Raw genomic sequence first — 19,646 nt, forward strand, 5'->3', positions numbered from 1 at the left:
GAAGCTAGTTATCAATAATAGGGGGCATTCTAAATGATTGAACACCCTCTCATCCGATAGCAACCCACACAATTTTTATTAGAATTTTAAAACTCGGAGGTGATTCGGATATCCGATTTAATCAACACAAGAGAAAACAGGAATTTGCTTAGAGAGTATCTTTATAGAGATTACTTGAAAAATGGTTCAACTCATGATGAAGCAGTAATGAGGACAAACAGAATGATGAAGGAGAAGAATCTCTTCGGTAAAAATGGAGTAGCTCATTCACTTGGGGCTCGTAGTTTTGAATTCTTTTGTCTATATTACCTACAGGATACTTTCCAAGCAAAACCCACTAATACAGCTCGTAAACTTGGTGACTTCCATTTTGAAATATGGAATACGCTTGATGATATGTTCATTAAAGATGAATTCGATAAGCTTTCCCTTTGTATGCCTCGTGGTAGCTCTAAGACAACAACTGTTAACTTTGCCTTATCAACATATTTAGCAGCATACGGTATATCCTACTTTACGCTTGTAGCTGGGAAGAAAGAGGATGATGCGGTTGAATTTATCAATGATACTCGAAAGGCATTTGTTGAGAACCCCTACATAATCAATACATTTGGACATATGCTCACACGTTCAATTAAGTTGAAAATGTATTTCTCAAACGGTTGCAAAATCCAAGCTATCAGTTCTGGGACATCTATTCGTGGATTGAAACACAATGGAGTGCGCCCTACATGCATTATTGGCGATGATTATCAGTCAGCAGCTGATGTTATTACTCAAGAAGCAAGAGATAAGAAATACAATACATGGACACAAGATGCTGAATATGCTGGAGATGATCCTGTTTACAGGGATGGCAAGAAGGTCAAGATGGCAACAAAGTTTATTATGCTCGGTACAATTCTGCATAGGGACTGTCTTATCTCAAGAATATTAAAAGATAGCCAGTATAAACGGATCGTGAAGAAAGCCGTCCTTGTTGACGATATTGATGAATTATTCAATAGTGGCAAATGGGCTGAATTGAAGAAAATTCGATATGACGCCACCAATCCCAATGCAGAAGAGGAGGCTAAAAAGTTCTACTTAGAGCATGAAGAAGAGATGAAATTCCCAGTGCTTTGGGAAGATAAGTATGATTGTTACGATCTTGCCGTTGGAAAGTATTATCCTAATCCTTCAGCATTTAAACAAGAAATGATGAATGATGCGTCTAAGCTAGGGCAGAAAGCTTTCCATGATATCAAGACATTACCTAGAAAAGAAATTGAAAAGGAAAAAGACAATTTCATAAAAACAATACTTTGTTGTGATCCAGCCGTTGAGGTACAGGATAGTCACGATTATTCTGCTTTTATTGTCGGTTCTAAGACTCCTAATAACTTTAGATGGGTTAGGAAAGCGTGTATTGAGAGACTTGAATACGATGACTATATTGCAAAGGTGATATCCTTATTGAAAGAATACCCAGATATCACGCATTTATGGATTGAGAAGAACGTGTTTAGCGGCGCAGATGTACGTGATATTCAAAGAGAAATTAATAAAGACCGTACACTAACAGCAAGAGACATTCAAATCATTAATGAACATCAAACGAAAAACAAAGAAGCTAAGATTAGAGCCATTGGTGGAAAGGTAGACAGTGGTTTTATTGTATTTCCTCAAGAGGATAAAGAGTTTACTGATCAGATAATGACTTATGAAGGTGAAAAGTTTACACGTTTTGATGATGCTCCTGATATTACAGCTGAGTTTGACAGGCTTATTGATGAGCTACAAGAAGTACAATACATTAACTTTTTAGATAGGTCAGCATTATTTTAAAGGAGGTGAGTAATTGAGAAACATCGTTGATACAGTTTTAAAGCGAAAAAGAAATGGACAAATTCAAATAACTCCTGAATTAGAAACTTTGTTAATGAAGTGTCTTAGAAAGCTTAGAGAAAACCAGGAGACTTATAAAACATACGAAGAATACTACAATGGACATCATAGCATAATGAGGAACTACGCTATGAATGAGAGTAGAAGTAATATGAAAGTAGTCGTGAATTTCTTTAAAAAATTTATTCATGACGAAATTGCGTATGCTTTGGGGAACCCAGTGACCTATATTAGTTTAGATGGAAATAGTCAATTGATTGATGTGATTGATTATAACTTCTCTCATTGGTCTAAAATTCACGATCAAAAACTTATGCTAGAAGCAACTAAGTTTGGTGAAGCATATGAAATCCAATATACAACCAGAGACAATGAATTTAAGTGTGCTGTATTAACGCCAATGAACTGCTTTGTAATCGAAGAAGGCGATGTTGAGAAAGACGTTATTTTAGCATTGCATATATACAAAAATGATTTGTTTTCTGATAACGAAAAAGTAGATGTTTACATAAGTAATTCAATCTTACACTTTGATGTTGATGGAAGCGATAATCTAATTTATGTGGGGCAGCGTACACATATCTTCGATACACCTCCAATTGAAGTGACCTCCGCAAATCACGAAAGAACAAGTATGTTAGATGATATCAAATCAGAAAATGATGCCTATAATAACACTTTATCTGATTTGGTGAATGAGGTATCTGATTTCAGACAGGCTTTCTTGAAAATAACCGGAGCAAAAATCACTGATGAAGACGCAGCGAAGTTTAAGAAAACGGGTATTCTTCAAGTGCCTACACAAGCAAGTGTTGATTATCTTATTAAGAAGATTGATGATAAATTTGTACAAAATTTGCTGAAAGAGCTTGAAGAGAAAATGTACAAGCTGGCCAGTCATGTAGACACAAATGAAAAGCTTCAATCTAATTTATCTTCTGCAGCCCTCAGATCAAGATTAATCTCCTTGGAAAATAAATGTTCCCTTAAACAAGCGATGCTGGAAACAGCAATTAAGAAGAGGTTAAAGAACTTCTTTAAGTTTATCAAGATCCAAAAAGGCGAGGAATACGATCATCGCAAGGTTAAGCTTAAATTAACAATGAACATCCCTTCTGATATTACTGCTTTAGCTGATTCATTAAGCAAATTATCTGAAGTATGTTCATGGGAAACGATACTAGCCCAAATACCATATGTTGAAAACCCCGCTGTAGAGATGCAGAAGAGAAGACAGGAACAAGAATATGCAAGAGAACAAGAGATTGAGCACCAAAGAAAACTTAAATCATTAGAGATAAGCAAGGCTACAGGCTCTCTATAAATAGAGCCTTTTTCTTATGTAAAAATATGCACTTTTTAGGGTCAATGACACTAGAAAGGGCGAATGGAGTGATTTGAAATGAATTTAGAAGATGTTAAACAGTTTTTTGAAGAACAACAAGATAATGACGAAGTAAAACAATATCTTCAAGGGTTGCAGCCTGTAACACTTGATGGTGTTAAACAGTTCGTTGAAACAGATGAAGATGCTAAAAAGTGGATGCAGTCGCAAAAAGATAGATTCTTCTCCACAAGTTTAAACTCATGGATGGAAAGCACATTTCCTCAGAAGCTTGAAGAGGAAATTAAGAAGCGGTATCCAGATGAAACTCCTGAACAAAAAAGAATTCGGGAACTTGAACTCAAAAATGAAGAATTTGAACGCAATGCAAGAATTGAGAAAATGAAATCCATTGCACTAAAAACAGCATCAGATAAAAAGATTCCTGCAGACTTAATTGATTTGCTTGTTTCTGATAATGAAGAGGTAACTCTAGGAAACTTAACAAAATTTGAAGAGTCTATGAAGCCGTATATTCAAGAACAGGTTGAAGACCGATTGAAGAATAGCAGCTATACTCCTCCTGCTTCTGTAAATAACAACAAAGCTGGATCCTCTTCAGACTTTATGGCAGCTATTTATGAGAATCAATCAAGAATATAAAACTATTAGAAATAATAAAATAAAGAATAAAGGTGGAAATTATAAATGGCATTTTTAAAAGATCAATTAGAAGGTTTTGTACCCACACAAATTCAAAAAGAAATCATCAAAGGCATTACCAAGGGTTCGACATTACTCAAATTATCTAAGGTTCAGCCTATGGAATCCGATAAAAAGAAAATTCCTGTTTTGGTTGATGGGCCTGGAGCATACTGGGTAGGAGAATCTGAACGGATTAATACATCCGAAGTGAGATATATCCATCCTGAACTTGAAGCTAAAAAGATCGGTGTAATCATTCCAGTAACTAAAGAGAAATTAAATGACACCACTATCAACGTTTTCTCAGAACTGCGAACAGAAATTGAAAAAGCATTTTACACTACTATTGATGGAGCGGGTCTTTTTGGTATCAACTCTCCGTTCAAGAAAAGCTTGTTTGGCTCTGCTGAGACTTCTGGAAATCTTATTGCAAACGGAACCGGCGGCACATTTGATATTGACGTTTCAAATGCTATGGCTCTTGTTGAAGATGCAGGATTAGATGTAACTGGATTTGCAGGGCATCGAGGTATTAAAAATACTCTACGTACTCTAAGAGACACAAACGGAAATCAAATTTATGTTTCTGGTGTATCACAAAATGAATTGTACGGATTCCCTGTTGAGTTTTCTTCAAATGGTGGATTTGACAAAACAAAGGCTGATCTAATCTTAGGTAACTTTGATTACTCATTGGTTGGTATTCGAGAAGGATTGAAATATGAAATCCTGAAGGAAGCTACACTACAAGGTCATGTAATGGGCGATGGTAAACCTCTTTCACTTGCAGAAAACGATATGATTGCAATTAAGGCAACTATGAGACTTGGCTTCTTACCTATTAAGGAAGATGCTTTTGCAGCAATCATTCCTAAGGTTGATAAACAAGATTAATCGGAGAGAGGTTATCCTCTCTCTTTTTTTTATAAAAAATCTAAATAAAATATGAGGTGCTTAATATGAAGGGTTACATTGATCCAAATGGTAATGAAGTGAAATTGACAGAAAAGGCCTTTAAATTAATTTATAAGGAACAAGGCTATAAGGAAAAGAAAAAAACAGTAAAGAAGCAGAAGAAAACTGAGAAATCAGGTGAATAGAATGGATCAATTGGCTAATTTGAAGTTGTTTTTAGATATTGCTGATGACTCTGAAGATGCTCTTTTGGAACTTTATTTAAAGAAAGCTCGGCGTTTTGTAATTAATTACTGTGAGATTAATGAAAATGATATTCCAGATAATTTGCTAGGTGTCATTGAGGATATAGCTGTCTTTAAGTATAGGTTAAAGGGTGTTGAGGCTACAAAAGCGGAAACAAGAGGGGGTATTTCAGAAAGCTATTACGACAAACTCCCTGATGATATTAAGCTTGAATTGGATAGCTTTAAAACCCCTTACATCACTGCTGGAGGGTGACTCACATTGAAGTTCAATGATCTATATTATTTAATTCAGGTTAAAAGGGTGAAGACAGGTAAAAAGACTGATTGGGGAACAGACATATATGAAGATCAAGAAACACTAGTTCCATACAAATGTTCTTTTCAGCCTTATGTTGAATCAATTAGTTCTCCAACTGCGGTAGGAAGAATAACTGACATAACCAATATGATTTTCTGCCCGCCTAATGAAAAATTAGATAAAGGTGTTAAAGTCGTTCATAAAGGCAAAGAGTATGAAGTTCTTTACCCACCCAGAGACTGGGGAAGACATTATGAGGTGTTCGTTAACTATATAGGCGCACACAAGTCCACTAAGTAAACAAACGAAGTGCTTTAAATTTTGAGGCACTTCTTTTTTTTATTTGTAGAAAAATTACTAAGGAAGTGAAAGAACAAGTGTCTCAAAATTTAAAAATTGTATTAACTCCTGTGGCTGACACATCAACTAAGACAGTTCAGCAATTAAATAAAGATATATCCACACTTCAAAATAAAATCAATCCATTGAATCTCAAAGTAAGCTTTGACGACAAAGTTCTTAGAACGCTTGAGAGGTTTTCAAATGCTTTTAAGCAAAGTGAAGAGGCGTTAAAACACCTTAATCAGACAGTCAAAGAAAATATTACTGAGACTAAAAATGCAGATGGTTCTATCACTAGGCTTACACAGCAGTATAAGCGGAGTGGTGAAATCCATGAGAAAACTCGGACAATCATAGACAACTCAACAAAGAGTTTGGAACGGGAATCAAAAGCAGCAAGTAAGCTCGTACAGCAAATGGAGCGTCTTGGCCAAGCTCAAAAGAAAGTAACGAAACAAGATGCAACTGGTCGTGTCACTGGAACAGTGACTAAATATAGAGATGAGTTTAAAGATGTTACCCATAGCACAGATAGACACGGGGCAACTTTAGCTGTTAAAACCACAGAAAACTTTGACCAGCAACAAAAGGCAATAGATAAACTAAACCAAAAATTAGAGCAGCTTAGACAAAAAGGCCAACTATCCTCAACAGTCCTCAATAGACTATCCAGTTCAATTAACGCCGCAAGAACAACCTCTCAAATAGATCAGATCGCTAACAGAATGAAACGCTTGGATGACTCTGCAGCATTAAAAGCTAGAACTAAAGAGTTAGAACATCAATTAAGCCTGTATCAGAGACAAGCTAAATTAAATGTTAAATCTTTGACGGATAGGTATGGAACATCTATCAGTCCTGAGAACTCCAGAGCATTGCAAAACTATATTAATTCTGTGAATCAGCTCAATGTAAAGACACCAAATATTACTAGACAGATGCAAAGTCTTAGTATGCAGTTTAGAGAGATTCAATCTAATGCAAGCTCATCTTCAAGACAAGTATCTAGTTTTGGTGAGAAATTAAAGCAAGCTTTTACAGGAATGCCTGCTTACATGCTAGCCGGTTCTGCTTTATTTGGTGGGGTTACTGCTCTTAAATCAATAGTTTCTCAGGTTGTTGAAATTGATACGCTCATGACAAACATTCGTCGTGTAATGGATGCACCAGACTACAAATTTAATGAGCTTCTTCAAACGTCCATTGAATTAGGGGATTCCCTATCAAATAAAATCTCAGATATTCTTCAAATGACTGGTGATTTTGGACGTATGGGTTTTGATGAAAGTGAACTCTCCACTTTAACAAAAACTGCACAAGTCCTTCAGAACGTCTCCGATTTGACCCCAGATGACACTGTAAATACATTAACTGCCGCAATGCTGAATTTCAATATCGCCGCCAACGATTCTATCTCAATCGCAGATAAGCTTAATGAAGTCGATAACAACTATGCTGTAACTACAATGGATCTGGCTAACAGTATTAGAAAAGCAGGTTCAACAGCTTCAACTTTCGGTGTTGAACTAAATGATCTAATCGGATACACCACGGCCATCGCAAGTACAACCCGTGAATCAGGAAACATCGTTGGTAACTCATTAAAGACGATTTTCGCACGTATTGGGAATAACCAGAGCTCAATTAAAGCTTTAGACCAGATCGGAATTTCTGTAAAGACTGCAGGTGGAGAAGCTAAGTCAGCAAGTGAGTTGATTAATGAGGTAGCAGCCAAATGGGATACGTTAACAGATGCCCAAAAACAAAACACCTCTATTGGCGTTGCAAACATCCATCAATTATCTCGATTTAATGCCTTAATGAACAACTTTTCCATATCACAAAACGCAGCCACCACTGCGGCTAATTCCACAGGGAGTGCTTGGAGCGAACAGCAAAAATACGCAGATAGTTTACAGGCAAGATTAAATAAGCTTCAAAATAAGTTCACTGAATTAGCTGTAGCTTCAGGAGATGCATTTATTAGTGATGGTTTAATTAATGCTGTATCTGTAGTTGGGGATCTTCTGAAAGCTGTCACTTCAGCTGTAAAGGGTATCGGATTCCTTCCAATTGCATTTATGACAGCAAACTTTGCTGTAGTTGGCTTTAATAAGAATATGCGTTTGCTTCAAACAGCAATGATTTTTGGGGCGAATTCTTTAACTGAAGCCCAAAGAGCAGCAATTGGGATAGAAGCGGGAATGACAAGAGCTACAATTGCTACAAGGTCATTTACTGTTGCCTGGAGAGGTATGTTGGCATCTACAGTAGTAGGCGTTGCCTTTGCTGGTATTGGTTTTGCTTTAGAAAAAATAATTACAGCATTCGCTGATGCAAAGAAAGCAAAAGAAGACTTTGAACAAAATCAGCAAACCAACATTGAAGCTATTACAACCAACAAAGACTCGACAGACAAACTGATTAAACAGTATAAAGAGCTTCAGAAAGCTAAAGATTCAAGAACCCTTACATCTGATGAAGAACAGGAATACCTTCAGGTTACACAACAATTAGCACAATCGTTTCCGGCTTTAATTAAAGGGTATGATTCTCAAGGTAATGCAATTCTAAAGAGTAATAAGGCTTTAGAAGAGGCTATTAAGAATACCAAAGAATATCTTGAGCTCAAAAAGACAGAGACAAAAGACGGTGCTAAAAAGACGTTCGAAGACGCTTCAAAAGGAATCGAAAAGTCTAAGGAAGAACTGAAGCAGTATGAGAAGATGGCCAAGGAATATTCAAAAGGCAAGAATTTCTGGTCTTTCCTTGAAAGTCCTTTTTCAGATGAAAATGATTATAAGTTGGAAGCTGATAAAGCACAGCTGAATATAAATCGGGTACAAAAGGATATCTCTAGCGGTAATGCAAAAGTTAGGGACAGCGTACTATCCATTGCCGAAGCTTACAGTAAAATTGATATTAGTAATACGTTAAAGGCAAGTCTCACTGACATTGTTGATAAGCTCACTCTAAAAGATGACTTGAATCCTGAGGATCTTGAGAAATTCTCTTCAGCACTGGGTAAACTCCAAGAGAAAATGCAATCAGCGTTGAATTCAAATGATGAAAAAGCATTTGATAACGCAAAAAAAGACCTGCAAACCCTTTTAGAGACCTATGCTGACTCTGGTTCATCAATTGATGTCTTTAAGTTGAGCTTTGATAAGGCACAAAAGAACATTAAAGATGGCGACAAAGCCGTTTCTTCTGTTAAATCAGAAGTTGGTGATTTAGGTGAAACACTTGCTGAGGCAGGTAATGAAGCTGAAGATTTTAGTCAAAAGCTAAAAAAAGCGCTTGATGCAAATGATATCAATCAGATTAAGGATCTTATTAAAGAACTCTCAGAAGGAATAAAATTTGGCTCTGTTCAAGATATCCTTAATGGAGATGTTTTTAATAACACCAAAGAACAAGTTGCGCCTTTAAATGAGCTTTTAGAAAAGATGGCTGAAGGAAAGAGCATTTCTGCCAATGAAGCTAATGCTCTAATCCAAAAAGATAAAGAATTAGCCAAAGCAATAAGTTATGAAAATGGTGTTATAAAGGTTAACCGAGATGAAGTAATTCGTCAGCGAAAAGTTAAACTTGATGCGTATGATGACATGGTTCGATATAGCAATCACCTAATGAAAACCGAGGTTAACAACGCTATTAAGACCTTAAACGCTGATACGTTAAGGATTGACAGCCTTAGAAAGCTACGAAGAGAGCGTAAGCTCGACATATCTGAAGCTGAACTGTCTCAACTTGAAGTTAAATCAATTAATAATGTAGCTGATGCGAAGAAAGAATTACATAAGATCGAAAAACAAATGTTACAACCTGGTGGATACTCGGATAGTGAAAGATCCCAGATGGATAGTGTAAGATCAGCTATCCAGGCTTATATCTCAGCATCAGAAGAAGCTGCATCTACTCAGGAAACAAATAAACAAGCGTTAATTGAATCTGGAACTTCCCTTGAAAAATGGACAGACGAGCAAGAGAAAGCTAATGAAGAAACCAAAACATCTACTTATGTAACTGATAAGTATAAAGAGGCTTTAGAAAAGGTATCATCTGTAATTGACGAACAAAACAAGAAGTTAAACGACTATGCAAAATGGTCTCAAAAATACAGAAATAACCTAAAGAAAGAAATCAAAGAACTCCAGCAAAAGAAAAAGCTTATGCAGGAGCAAGCCAAACTCCTCAAGGATCAAATAAAATCCGGTAATGTTCCTCAGTATGGTATCGTAACCTCTTCCCTTTCCTCTGGTTCATCTTCTGGTGGTTCTTATTCTTCCGGTGGCGGGTCTTACTCCGGTAAATACTCCAGCTACATTAATTCTGCCGCAAGCAAATACGGTGTTGATCCAGCTCTAATTGCAGCTGTAATCCAGCAAGAATCTGGTTTCAATGCAAGAGCTCGTTCTGGAGCAGGCGCAGCCGGATTAATGCAGTTGATGCCTTCCACTGCCAAAAGCTTAGGTGTAAACAATGTTTATGATCCTTATCAGAGCATTATGGGTGGCACGAAATATTTAGCCCAACAACTAAGCAAATTTGGTGGCAATGTTGAGAAAGCACTTGCTGCTTATAACGCAGGGCCTGGTAATGTAATCAAATACGGCGGCGTCCCTCCTTTCAAGGAAACTCAGAATTATGTTCAGAAGATCATGTCAAACTACACCAAGTCAATGACTTCTGCTAATTCCTCCATTGCAGGCTACTACACGAAGAACAGCGCTTTTAGAATAAGTTCTAAGTATGGTGCACAAGATGGCGCTTACCGATCAACTCCACATAAAGGGACAGACTTTGCCGCAAAAGCCGGTACTGCAATTAAGTCTTTGCAAAGTGGTAAAGTCCAAATTGCTGGTTATAGTAAAACTGCCGGTAACTGGGTTGTCATTCAGCAGGATGATGGAAAAGTTGCTAAGTATATGCATATGCTTGATACCCCTTCTGTTAAAGCCGGTCAAACTGTTAAAGCTGGCCAGACCATCGGTAAAGTTGGCAGTACGGGTAATTCAACTGGAAATCACCTTCATCTTCAAATTGAGGAAAACGGAAAGACAATTGACCCTGAGAAGTATTTAAAAGGTGTCGGTACATCTATTTCAGATGCATCTCAAGCTGAAGCAGAACGACAGCAAGCAATAGCGCAAGCTAAATCCGACCTCCTCTCCCTCCAAGGTGATATCAGTTCTGTTGGAGAACAAATAGAAGAGCTTCAATACGAAATTGTGCAGTCAAAGCTTGATGAGTTTGATAAGCGTATTGGTGATTTTGATTTAGCAATTGCCAAGAACCAAGCCTTAGCAAGTCATTATCTGTCAGACAGTAAACAGTTTAGAAAGTATACTGCAGAACAGAAAAAAGCAATGACTGAACAGCAAAAGATTCAGAGTCAAAAGGTTTCATGGATACAAAAAGAAATTTCAGCCAATAAAAATTTGAATTCTGCCCAAAAAGCTCAACTTAAAGAAGAGCTGAAGCAAGCTAAAATAGACCTTATCAACTTTCAAGAGCAAGTAAGGGAATTGCAAGGACAAATAGTTCAATCTAAAGTAGATGAAACTTTAAAGTCAATACAAAAATCATCAAACAAGACTGAATCCAAGATCAAAGACGTTGACAATAAAATATCAATGACTGAAAAAGACAAGGATAAGGTCAAATATTATAGTCAGCAAGTCAAATTAGTACAGCAACAACAGGCTGAGGCCAAAAAATACATCAAGCAATTAGAGGAACAGAAAAAAGCAGCAAAGGGATTTCCGGAAATACAAGAGCAGATTACGAATGAGATCGAAAATTGGAAAGATAAGCAGAAAGATTTTAATCTGGAGCTTTATAACACCAAGAAGTCGATCAAGGACATCTATAAATCCCTTGCTGATGAAGTTGTCTCCATCTACAAAGAGATGTACGAAAAGATGCGTGATATTGAATTAAAAGCGCATCAAAAAGCTACTCAAGACTTGATTGACGAGATTGATAAAACTGATGATGAAGCTAAATACCAAAAAGAACTCAAAGAAAAGAATCAGGCTATTCAGGAAACCAAAGAAAAGATCAGTAAATTATCCCTTGATGATTCAGATGAAGCTAAATCGCAGGTTAAAGACTTAGAAAAGCAGCTACAAGAACAGCAAGAAGCATTAGATGAATTTCTTAAAGATCGTAGCAATACGAAACGTAAGGAAGCACTTCAAGACCAACTTGAAAAAGATCAGGATGCCATAAATGACAAGTATGATAACCTGACAAATGATGAGAGAGAATTCAAGAAAATTGAAGACAAACTCATGAACGGTAAAATCACTGACATCTCCAAGCAGCTTAATGAATTCTCTAAATTCATTAACAGCAATATGGAGTCCATCGGTAAGAGTATTTCTAATAACCTGATTGACAAGCTTAAAGAAGCTTCTAATGCCTTAAATACCGTTGTCAAAGGCAATACCACCGGTCAAAAGGTTGCTAGGTTTAAAACTGGAGGGCATGTAGGTAAGCTACCAGCGGCGGGTGCTCTCGCAGTAGTGGATAGCGGAGAACTCATCTTAAATGAGTCAGACACCAAAAACATGCTTAAAGCAGTAGACACTGTACGTGAATTGTCGGAAAAAGATTTAAATGGTGCCCCTTCTGCAAAGCCTGATTTAAGTAAGTATAAAGATTTCCTTAGTGATGTTTCGTTTGCTGGTGGTAAGTTTGGAATACCAAGTTTAAGTGCGAACGTTAAAACAAACGTTCCAGATTCTCTTGTTAGCAACAAAACAGAGACTTCTACAGTAAACAATGACTTTAACTTTACAGTAACCATTAAAGAAACTGGGAATCCTCAGAAAGCTGTTGATTTAATGTACAAGCAATTTACAAATGGCCTCAAAAACAAGGGGTTAAATTTCAACAACTCATGAGCCAGTATACATGCTGGCTCTATATAAAGCAGGAAACGCAACTGTTAAAAATTATGTAAAGCTCGAATTTTCAATTACAGAAGTCAGCAATGCAAAAGAGACAGCGAATATGGTGTTCAAGTAAATCACAAATAGTCCGAAAAAAAGGACTTAATTTTAATATTGGGTAACAGTGGTGTACTTCCAGTTCATTTTTCGAGTGGGAAGTACACCCTTTTTTGTCAAGCCATACTTTTGCCACTTATAAGTGAGGGTTTAAGAGCTTTTTGGAGCATTAACTGCATAAAACAAGCATAAGATAGCAAAAATAGGGGAAAAGGGTACTGAGAAGTGGAAAAAACTTGTTTATGATGCCTGATTGTATTACACTTATTGTACATTCACCGAACGCACAATGTGATTGTATAATAAGCAATCATTTTTGTGAGGTGTTTAGATGGATCGGAAAAAGGAGGATGAGAATATGGCTATTAATCATATGACAATTCCTAAAACTCAATCTGAGGCAATGAAGAACATTAGGCGTATTATGCAAAATAAGATGAAGGAAAATCGAATTTCTTACCAACAAGTAGTGAGATCTATCGAAGATGCGAAGAATGGGAGATAAAATTGTAGCAGATACATGCGTTTTTATAGAGAGTATATTTGGTGCTGAAGGAAATGATAGCGAAATATTTTTTGCAAGCCTTGAGCATAACGATGCAAGGCTTGTTTTTTCGAGAGAAATTATTGGTGAATTAATGTATATTTTAAAAAAGAAGTGTAATGACTTTTCTCTATCGGAAGAAGAAACTAAAGAAGTGTTGGATAATATAACTGCAATGTTCCAACTGGGCAAATCTGTGAACACTAAGTTTATGAGAGTTAAAGTTCCAAGAGTAAAAGATCCTGAAGACCAAATGTTCGTAATAGCTGCGTATGCTGCTGATGCGTCACATTTAGTAACTTTAGATAAAAAAAGCGGAATGTTAGATTTGAAGCATGTCCCTTTTATTTGTTGCACACCCGGTGAATATACTAATAATAATGATGAGCAGATTATCTCTTGAAAGTTCTACATAACACAGAAGAAGACTACCGAACTGGATCGATGGTCTTTTTGTGTTTTATGAAACTGCTAAGTGTGATCCACCTATAAGTATGCAGTTATGGTATGAAGTTATAGTTGAAATGTAATGACAAGCCTCCCTGGTAATTTAACATACAGAATTATTAAACGAACTTGGGTTTATAACAGGCTTACATCTGGGAAGCATATAGGCATGTACAATAAACAGGCGTATCCTTATTGGATACGTCTTTTTTTTGTTGGAATAGCGAGTGAAATAACCGATAATAAGTAAAGATGGGAAGGGGAGGTTAATTTGTCAAAAAAGAAGATCATACTTCTAATATCAACACTTAGTGTTGTGGTAGTTGGTATTATTCTAGCTATAACAATTCCGATGTACATAAACAGATTGGACACCAGTAATTTAGACACAATTGCTGAGAAAGTGGGAAATGATAAGGGAGTTAAGAAAAACTTTAATCAGGTGTGGATGTCTAAAACCGATAAATCTAATGATAAAGTATATGACTTAGTTTTAGCAGCCAAGCCATCTTTCACCCAGTTATCGGATAAAGAAAAGTTACTTACAGTGGGTGAAGTAATGGAAATTACGCAGAAAAACTCCAACTTGAATAAAATAGACTGTGGGAAAGACAAGGTTTGCTCAATCAGTCGTATCTATATTTTGCCGGCTAAAAATGATAAAGCAGTCAGTTATGAAGTTGCTTATGATCTATTAAACAACCCTGAAGAAAACACTTTACTAATAAAAGATCGTGTAGACAATAATCCTGAATCAACTGGTTTCCAAAGAAGAGAAGTTACATACAGCGAAAATGATGATGAACAGTCTGAAGATGAAGAATATCAGGAAAAGAAAATTGCTATTGGCATGACTAAGCAGGAAGTTATTCAACTTAAAGATTGGGGAAGACCTATGTCTATTAATAAGACAACGACAGCATCAGGAATAAACGAACAATGGGTTTACGGCACCAGATACCTATATTTCGACAATGGAGTATTAACAACAATACAAGAATAAAACAGCTCTATCCTTAACCGGATAGGGCTTTTTCTTTCGGACATTTGAGCCTAAACTAAATAAACCCCTCACAAATAACTGTGAAGGGGTTTATTTAATACTCGCATACTTTATCTTCGCATTCCGGTTTTCGGGTAGCATTTACTTTGAATACTCCAACTTCATCATTTGCCTTATCGTATATACCCCAAATTTTTTTGTCTTTGTTTCCGTTTAAATAGCCATTTATTGAAATACCACCCATTGGATTTATTTCATAATCATTGGTGTAATCAATTGACTGGATATCTTTATAGTTTGTTTCAATAAAATCCTTCATTCTTTTTTTAGCCAAAGAGTACAACTCTTCCTTTTGCTGAGTTTCTTGGGCTTCCATTTTTTTGTCGTGTTGTTCCTTCATAAATATCCCTCCAAGTGTTATAATAACCAGAGCTATAAGGATAATTATGTATTTTTTCATAAAACCATCCTTTCTGTCTTACATTTTACATGAAGGAAGGGGTATTGTACATGAATACAAAGACTGACATACCTAATTTAACAGATAAAGAATACTATTTCCTGAGTCAATATACGTATGATGATAAGAGTCTAAAAGAAAGTTATGTAAATAAAGATCCTATTGAGACCACATCTAATAAAGCATTTTATGTAGATAAAATCAAAAAAGATCCAGATACAGGGCTAGATGTATACGTCTTTGTTCAAGCCAAGAAAAAAGAAGGTAAATGGGTTAAACCAAAAGAGCCTGAGAATGTTGTCGTAGGTTTTCAAGGGACAAACCAGGAACAAATCAAAGCTGACGTTATAAGTGCAGATGGCGGCAACGTAGTAATGGGCAAAGACCCGAAAAAGAAAGTCCAATACATAATGAAAAAAGATGCATCTGAAAACTCTAAAGCTATTGCCAAGTATAACGGCAGTATGGAACAAGCAATGATGATTAAGAGTGGAGAATACAAAATTGTCACTAAGACATCTCAATTTGATCAAGGTGATAAGCTCGTTGCCAATGAAGTGAAAAAGTATGCTGGCACTAACACAGTGATTTCGACAACAGGTCACTCACTTGGAGGGGCAGATGCGGAATACGCTGGTGTAAACAATAGCGTTTACAGTGTAGCTTTTAACAATCCTTCCATTGTTAAGCTGCATGATGATGAAACACAAAAGAAAATCAGAAATGGCGAATTTGATTTGTATCATAAAGCAATCATTAATCCTGATGATATGGTGGGTTCAGGTTGGTTTTTAGAATACGACAGACACAACGGAACAACTATATACACGAAAGACCCAAGCATCGCACGTCAAGATCGCGCTAACCGGCTCAATACATCTTTGGGCATTACTGGTATTTTAGGAAGTCTTATTACTTCATTCTATGGCCAAGCATTCGCTAAAAATCCTGATACTCATAGTATGATTGACGCTAACTTTAAATTTGATAAGAATGGTAATATCCAGAGTGTCGATGGCAGCAACGGTGTTTATAACCAGAATATCGAATCGTTCTCATCTTATTCAGGTATGAATGGGCAAACCATTAAAGTGGATGCTAAGTATGCAAAAGAACTGGCTAAACGATTACAGGCAGCTATCGAAGACTTAAAAACAAAGAAACAAGCAATTGAACGATTCCCTCATGATCACAGCAAAATGGTTTATGACGTAAAATCTATTTGCGGAAAGAGATTAGGAGAATTTAAGGATCTAGATCCAAGCGATGTTGATAAAGCTGTATTGTTTCACGCACCTTATGTGAAAGATGGGGCAACATTTTATGACTCAGAAGAACATTATCAGACTGAGGCTTCTCTTCATTATTTAATTAGAGATTTAGAGGATATTAGTGAGTTCATTGTTAAAATGGCTGAAGATCTAAAAGATAAGGATGATGAATTAGCAAGCTGGTTACGGTTGTAAGGGGGGATTTAAATTGCCATATGGAGTTAATATGGATGCAGATGAGTTTTACAGACGGTTACAACAGAATGAGGAATTAAAAAAAATTGTGGGTTCAAGTTTAAAATCTCATTGTCAGAGCCTAAAAGAAGACATAAAAAACGCATCAGACTTTTCTTCAGCACAACAGGTTATAGCTGAAGTGTATATTGCTTTACTCTCTTCATTTGAAGGTAAAGCTAAAGAAGCATTAGTACAAAGGCTTAATGAAAATGCAACAATGCTTACCAATGCCACTGAGAACAGAAGTGCTTTTCTGAGAAGTATTAAGACTAAATAGTTAAAATAACCCCTTCACAAATTGTGAGGGGCTTTTTTATTGTCATTTGTGGCAATCAGTTTTTCAATCGACTTTCAACATCAAATAATCGCTTATTCAATAGCTCTGTTTTATTATCTACGTTCTGTATGTGTTTAAGGTGAGCCGTAATATCTTTTGGCTGGTTCTCTTCAAGGCGGTCTAACTTAACATTAATCTGATTGAATTCCTTCTTTGTATCTTCTCTGAATTCATTCATTTCCTCTTTAAATTCGTGCATCTCTTTTTTAAATGACTTCAAATCAGAAGCCACGCCATCAATTTTGTTATCAATTTTCTTAATCTCATCTAATATCGCTTGAAGCATGTTGTTTTCCATCCCGTTCACCTCTCCGTACAGTATAACAGCAATCGCAATACTTTTGATTGTCCACATTATGGACAATCGAATATTTCAATGGTTTTGTTTAACGAATTTGAAAAAAATAAAAGCAATACTTTTGCTTAAGACTCTGTATCTTCAACCTCAATTAATTCAACAACATCGTGTAAGTCACACTCAAGATATTCACAAATCTTTATTATTGCTGAAAGGGACACAGGCTCACCTTTAGACATTTTAGCCAAAGTTGCAGATGAAACGTCTACATGGCTTCTAAGGTCAACTTTTTTTAAATCCTTTTTGATAAGAGTAATCTCCATTGGTTTATAACTTGGTCTTAATTTCATAAAGCACCTCAAACGTCCATTTTCTTAATTATAACATATTATTTGTCAATCTGTTTATTTTTAGAACATTTTCTTCAATAAACGCTTGACTTTGTTTTTTAATAGAACTATACTATGTTTAGAAACAAAACAATAAATTAATAAAAGAAACAAATAATCAAATTAATAAACTGAAGGTGAAAAAATGAAACACATAATTATCCGTAGAAGTGATTTGGGTGACTTTCCAGCAATGTTGTTTTACAAGCATTTCGCCGTTTCTGGCGAAGATGGTCAAGTACATTTGTATCAAGTTCTTAAAAGGAAGGATGGGAAATACGACAGCATCCATTCAGTTTTCTTGGCCGAAGACATCAAATACAAAAACCTCAGAAGCTTAACAAATGCAGTAATTGATAAGTTGCTCAGCACACGATTATGGGATGCTCTCATTGACAATAGGGAGCTTGTTACACCGGAAGGCTATCAGATTCTTGATAAAAACAAAACTTACTAAAGGGGATAACGACAATGCAAATTAACCGTCACACTGTAGGAACTAATGTAGCAAGCTTAGGAGCAATCACAAACGAAGAGCGTATCGAGGAAATGACGAATCATTTCAATTACTTCAGAGGGAAGATGTTCGAAGAAGAAAACAACTTCATTGAAACATACGACGATGGAAAGCCTAAAAAGCGTCTCAGAATCTTCACAGATATGACAATACCGGTTTGTGTTGAACTTGATGCGGATGATCGGAAAGACGGAATAGCAGCGTTAGTAGAAGCAGGAGAGATGGGTGTTAATTTCCCTCATATCATGTTGGATATGGGGGGAGGTAAAACAGTTATCCCAACTATAACAGACAATGTGTTTTACATAGATGAAAAAGCAACTGTGGTAGAAGTAGATGAAGATGAGTAAGACGGATTTACATAATGATCGGTTCTGTCAGGTTGTATTTGGGGGATTGATCGTAGTGGTACCAGCGTTAAGTATATTGGGTATAGCGTGGTTTGGGTGATTAGGAGAGTGCTGGCACACTCTCCTAATCTGATAGCAAGTACTATGCCATTCCATTGTATTTAAACATAACAATTTAATCAAGGGGATAACTGAAATGAAAAACACATATACCACTTATGAATTTAAAGCATATGATAGGCGAAATAAATTGCTAAAAGAAAGGTTTACATGCAATTACAAAGATCATCTTTATTCAATCATAGAGTGGATTATCAAGAAATGTCCTACCGTTGATGTGATTGAATGTATGGTATCTGAAGTCAGTGAGCTTGCTTTCTGTAAGAGTGAGTATGTCGATATCTTCACGGTGTGGAAAGCAGACGATTAAATAGACAGTGAGGACGGGGAGTTAAAGTCCCTGTCCCTATAATCTCAATTTAACTGAATACAGTCAGTCTATACTCCTGAATTAAGGTGTTGTCTTTAGTGATGCCTTTTTTAAGGATCAGACTGCCGTGGAATGCGCTAACACACGTAAAACTTGACAGGGTAGTGACTCAGCCGACGCAATAAATGAGGATAGGATGCATTCTGTGTTTCCCTATTTACACATGCATCTGAAAGGCGAAAGCTGCCATTAAGTGCTGACGAAGGATGGGTGTATCGTTTCTGACGATGCAGGACAAGCCATAAGTATACGAACGTAATTTTGCGTTCGTTGAACCTGTTAGGGACACTTGACACAGTAGGCTTGTTTGGGGAATAACCAACGGCAAATAGGGTGAACACACGGATACCACAAGTGGATATACAATCAAGTTTCAGTCGCCTGCCTGAGTTTGTTTATTTTTTTACAAGCAAATTCAGGCAGACAACATGACCAGCCGTTGTCCACAGTCTCAACCAATCAAGCAAAAAATCAAAAGAAAAGTCAAGACAAATAACAAAAATTTTGATGATGAATGGAGGTTAAAGCGATTGAAAGTGACTGTAACCAAGAAGGAGCACGAGGA

General features: G+C 36.4%; 18 protein-coding genes. 15 read left to right on the forward strand and 3 right to left on the reverse strand.

From position 1 onward, the window contains the following. The first annotated feature begins 222 nt into the window (after positions 1 to 222). From ACW5MY_RS06335 to ACW5MY_RS06385, 11 genes are all read left to right on the forward strand, one after another. Positions 223 to 1,827, forward strand: coding sequence for a hypothetical protein (locus tag ACW5MY_RS06335; protein WP_462061744.1), 1,605 nt, complete (start codon positions 223 to 225; stop codon positions 1,825 to 1,827). Positions 1,828 to 1,840: 13 nt separating this feature from the next. Then, on the forward strand, positions 1,841 to 3,211 hold the full coding sequence (locus tag ACW5MY_RS06340) for a phage portal protein (protein ID WP_081354709.1): 1,371 nt from the start codon (positions 1,841 to 1,843) through the stop codon (positions 3,209 to 3,211). A gap of 78 nt (positions 3,212 to 3,289) precedes the next feature. Then, complete coding sequence (locus ACW5MY_RS06345; protein ID WP_071347051.1) at positions 3,290 to 3,874, forward strand: DUF4355 domain-containing protein; 585 nt, start codon at positions 3,290 to 3,292, stop codon at positions 3,872 to 3,874. A gap of 45 nt (positions 3,875 to 3,919) precedes the next feature. Then, complete coding sequence (locus ACW5MY_RS06350; RefSeq protein ID WP_462061745.1) at positions 3,920 to 4,810, forward strand: phage major capsid protein; 891 nt, start codon at positions 3,920 to 3,922, stop codon at positions 4,808 to 4,810. A gap of 65 nt (positions 4,811 to 4,875) precedes the next feature. Continuing rightward, positions 4,876 to 5,016: a hypothetical protein gene (locus ACW5MY_RS06355; RefSeq protein ID WP_162885921.1), complete on the forward strand. Its 141-nt coding sequence runs from the start codon at positions 4,876 to 4,878 to the stop codon at positions 5,014 to 5,016. Position 5,017: 1 nt separating this feature from the next. Continuing rightward, on the forward strand, positions 5,018 to 5,332 hold the full coding sequence (locus ACW5MY_RS06360) for a phage head-tail connector protein (protein ID WP_053574396.1): 315 nt from the start codon (positions 5,018 to 5,020) through the stop codon (positions 5,330 to 5,332). 6 nt (positions 5,333 to 5,338) lie between these two features. Then, complete coding sequence (locus ACW5MY_RS06365; RefSeq protein WP_462061746.1) at positions 5,339 to 5,677, forward strand: hypothetical protein; 339 nt, start codon at positions 5,339 to 5,341, stop codon at positions 5,675 to 5,677. A gap of 77 nt (positions 5,678 to 5,754) precedes the next feature. Then, positions 5,755 to 12,633, forward strand: a complete 6,879-nt coding sequence (locus ACW5MY_RS06370; RefSeq protein WP_462061747.1) for a phage tail tape measure protein — start codon at positions 5,755 to 5,757, stop codon at positions 12,631 to 12,633. A gap of 463 nt (positions 12,634 to 13,096) precedes the next feature. Continuing rightward, complete coding sequence (locus tag ACW5MY_RS06375; RefSeq protein WP_154019386.1) at positions 13,097 to 13,243, forward strand: hypothetical protein; 147 nt, start codon at positions 13,097 to 13,099, stop codon at positions 13,241 to 13,243. Further along, positions 13,233 to 13,685 carry a putative toxin-antitoxin system toxin component, PIN family gene (locus ACW5MY_RS06380; RefSeq protein ID WP_025649603.1) on the forward strand — a complete coding sequence of 151 codons (453 nt, stop codon included), beginning with the start codon at positions 13,233 to 13,235 and terminating at the stop codon, positions 13,683 to 13,685. The genes ACW5MY_RS06375 and ACW5MY_RS06380 overlap by 11 nt, the downstream gene beginning before the upstream one ends. A gap of 315 nt (positions 13,686 to 14,000) precedes the next feature. Then, positions 14,001 to 14,732: a hypothetical protein gene (locus ACW5MY_RS06385; RefSeq protein WP_462061748.1), complete on the forward strand. Its 732-nt coding sequence runs from the start codon at positions 14,001 to 14,003 to the stop codon at positions 14,730 to 14,732. Between the two features lie 94 nt (positions 14,733 to 14,826). Here the strand turns inward: ACW5MY_RS06385 and ACW5MY_RS06390 are convergent, their stop codons facing one another. After that, positions 14,827 to 15,192 carry a DUF1433 domain-containing protein gene (locus ACW5MY_RS06390; protein WP_110085160.1) on the reverse strand — a complete coding sequence of 122 codons (366 nt, stop codon included), beginning with the start codon at positions 15,190 to 15,192 and terminating at the stop codon, positions 14,827 to 14,829. A 50-nt stretch (positions 15,193 to 15,242) separates the two neighbouring features. On the opposite strand from ACW5MY_RS06390, the gene ACW5MY_RS06395 reads away from it, so the two are divergent. Both ACW5MY_RS06395 and ACW5MY_RS06400 read left to right on the forward strand, forming a co-directional pair. Then, entirely contained in the window at positions 15,243 to 16,658 is a 1,416-nt protein-coding gene (locus ACW5MY_RS06395; protein ID WP_013353313.1) for a hypothetical protein, read from the forward strand. A gap of 13 nt (positions 16,659 to 16,671) precedes the next feature. Next, complete coding sequence (locus ACW5MY_RS06400) at positions 16,672 to 16,977, forward strand: hypothetical protein (protein WP_017417545.1); 306 nt, start codon at positions 16,672 to 16,674, stop codon at positions 16,975 to 16,977. Positions 16,978 to 17,032: 55 nt separating this feature from the next. Here the strand turns inward: ACW5MY_RS06400 and ACW5MY_RS06405 are convergent, their stop codons facing one another. Both ACW5MY_RS06405 and ACW5MY_RS06410 read right to left on the reverse strand, forming a co-directional pair. Then, a complete protein-coding gene (locus ACW5MY_RS06405; RefSeq protein ID WP_014417471.1) occupies positions 17,033 to 17,335 on the reverse strand; it encodes a hypothetical protein in 303 nt (100 codons plus the stop codon). Between the two features lie 125 nt (positions 17,336 to 17,460). Continuing rightward, positions 17,461 to 17,685, reverse strand: a complete 225-nt coding sequence (locus ACW5MY_RS06410) for a helix-turn-helix domain-containing protein (RefSeq protein ID WP_017417546.1) — start codon at positions 17,683 to 17,685, stop codon at positions 17,461 to 17,463. 184 nt (positions 17,686 to 17,869) lie between these two features. Here ACW5MY_RS06410 and ACW5MY_RS06415 point away from each other — a divergent pair, with 184 nt between their 5' ends. Together ACW5MY_RS06415 and ACW5MY_RS06420 are read left to right on the forward strand one after the other, a co-directional pair. Further along, positions 17,870 to 18,181, forward strand: a complete 312-nt coding sequence (locus ACW5MY_RS06415; RefSeq protein ID WP_017417547.1) for a hypothetical protein — start codon at positions 17,870 to 17,872, stop codon at positions 18,179 to 18,181. 14 nt (positions 18,182 to 18,195) lie between these two features. Continuing rightward, a complete protein-coding gene (locus tag ACW5MY_RS06420; protein WP_088030496.1) occupies positions 18,196 to 18,591 on the forward strand; it encodes a hypothetical protein in 396 nt (131 codons plus the stop codon). Positions 18,592 to 19,646: the final 1,055 nt, after the last annotated feature.

The sequence above is a fragment of the Bacillus sp. Bwzl_19 genome (assembly GCF_054900515.1).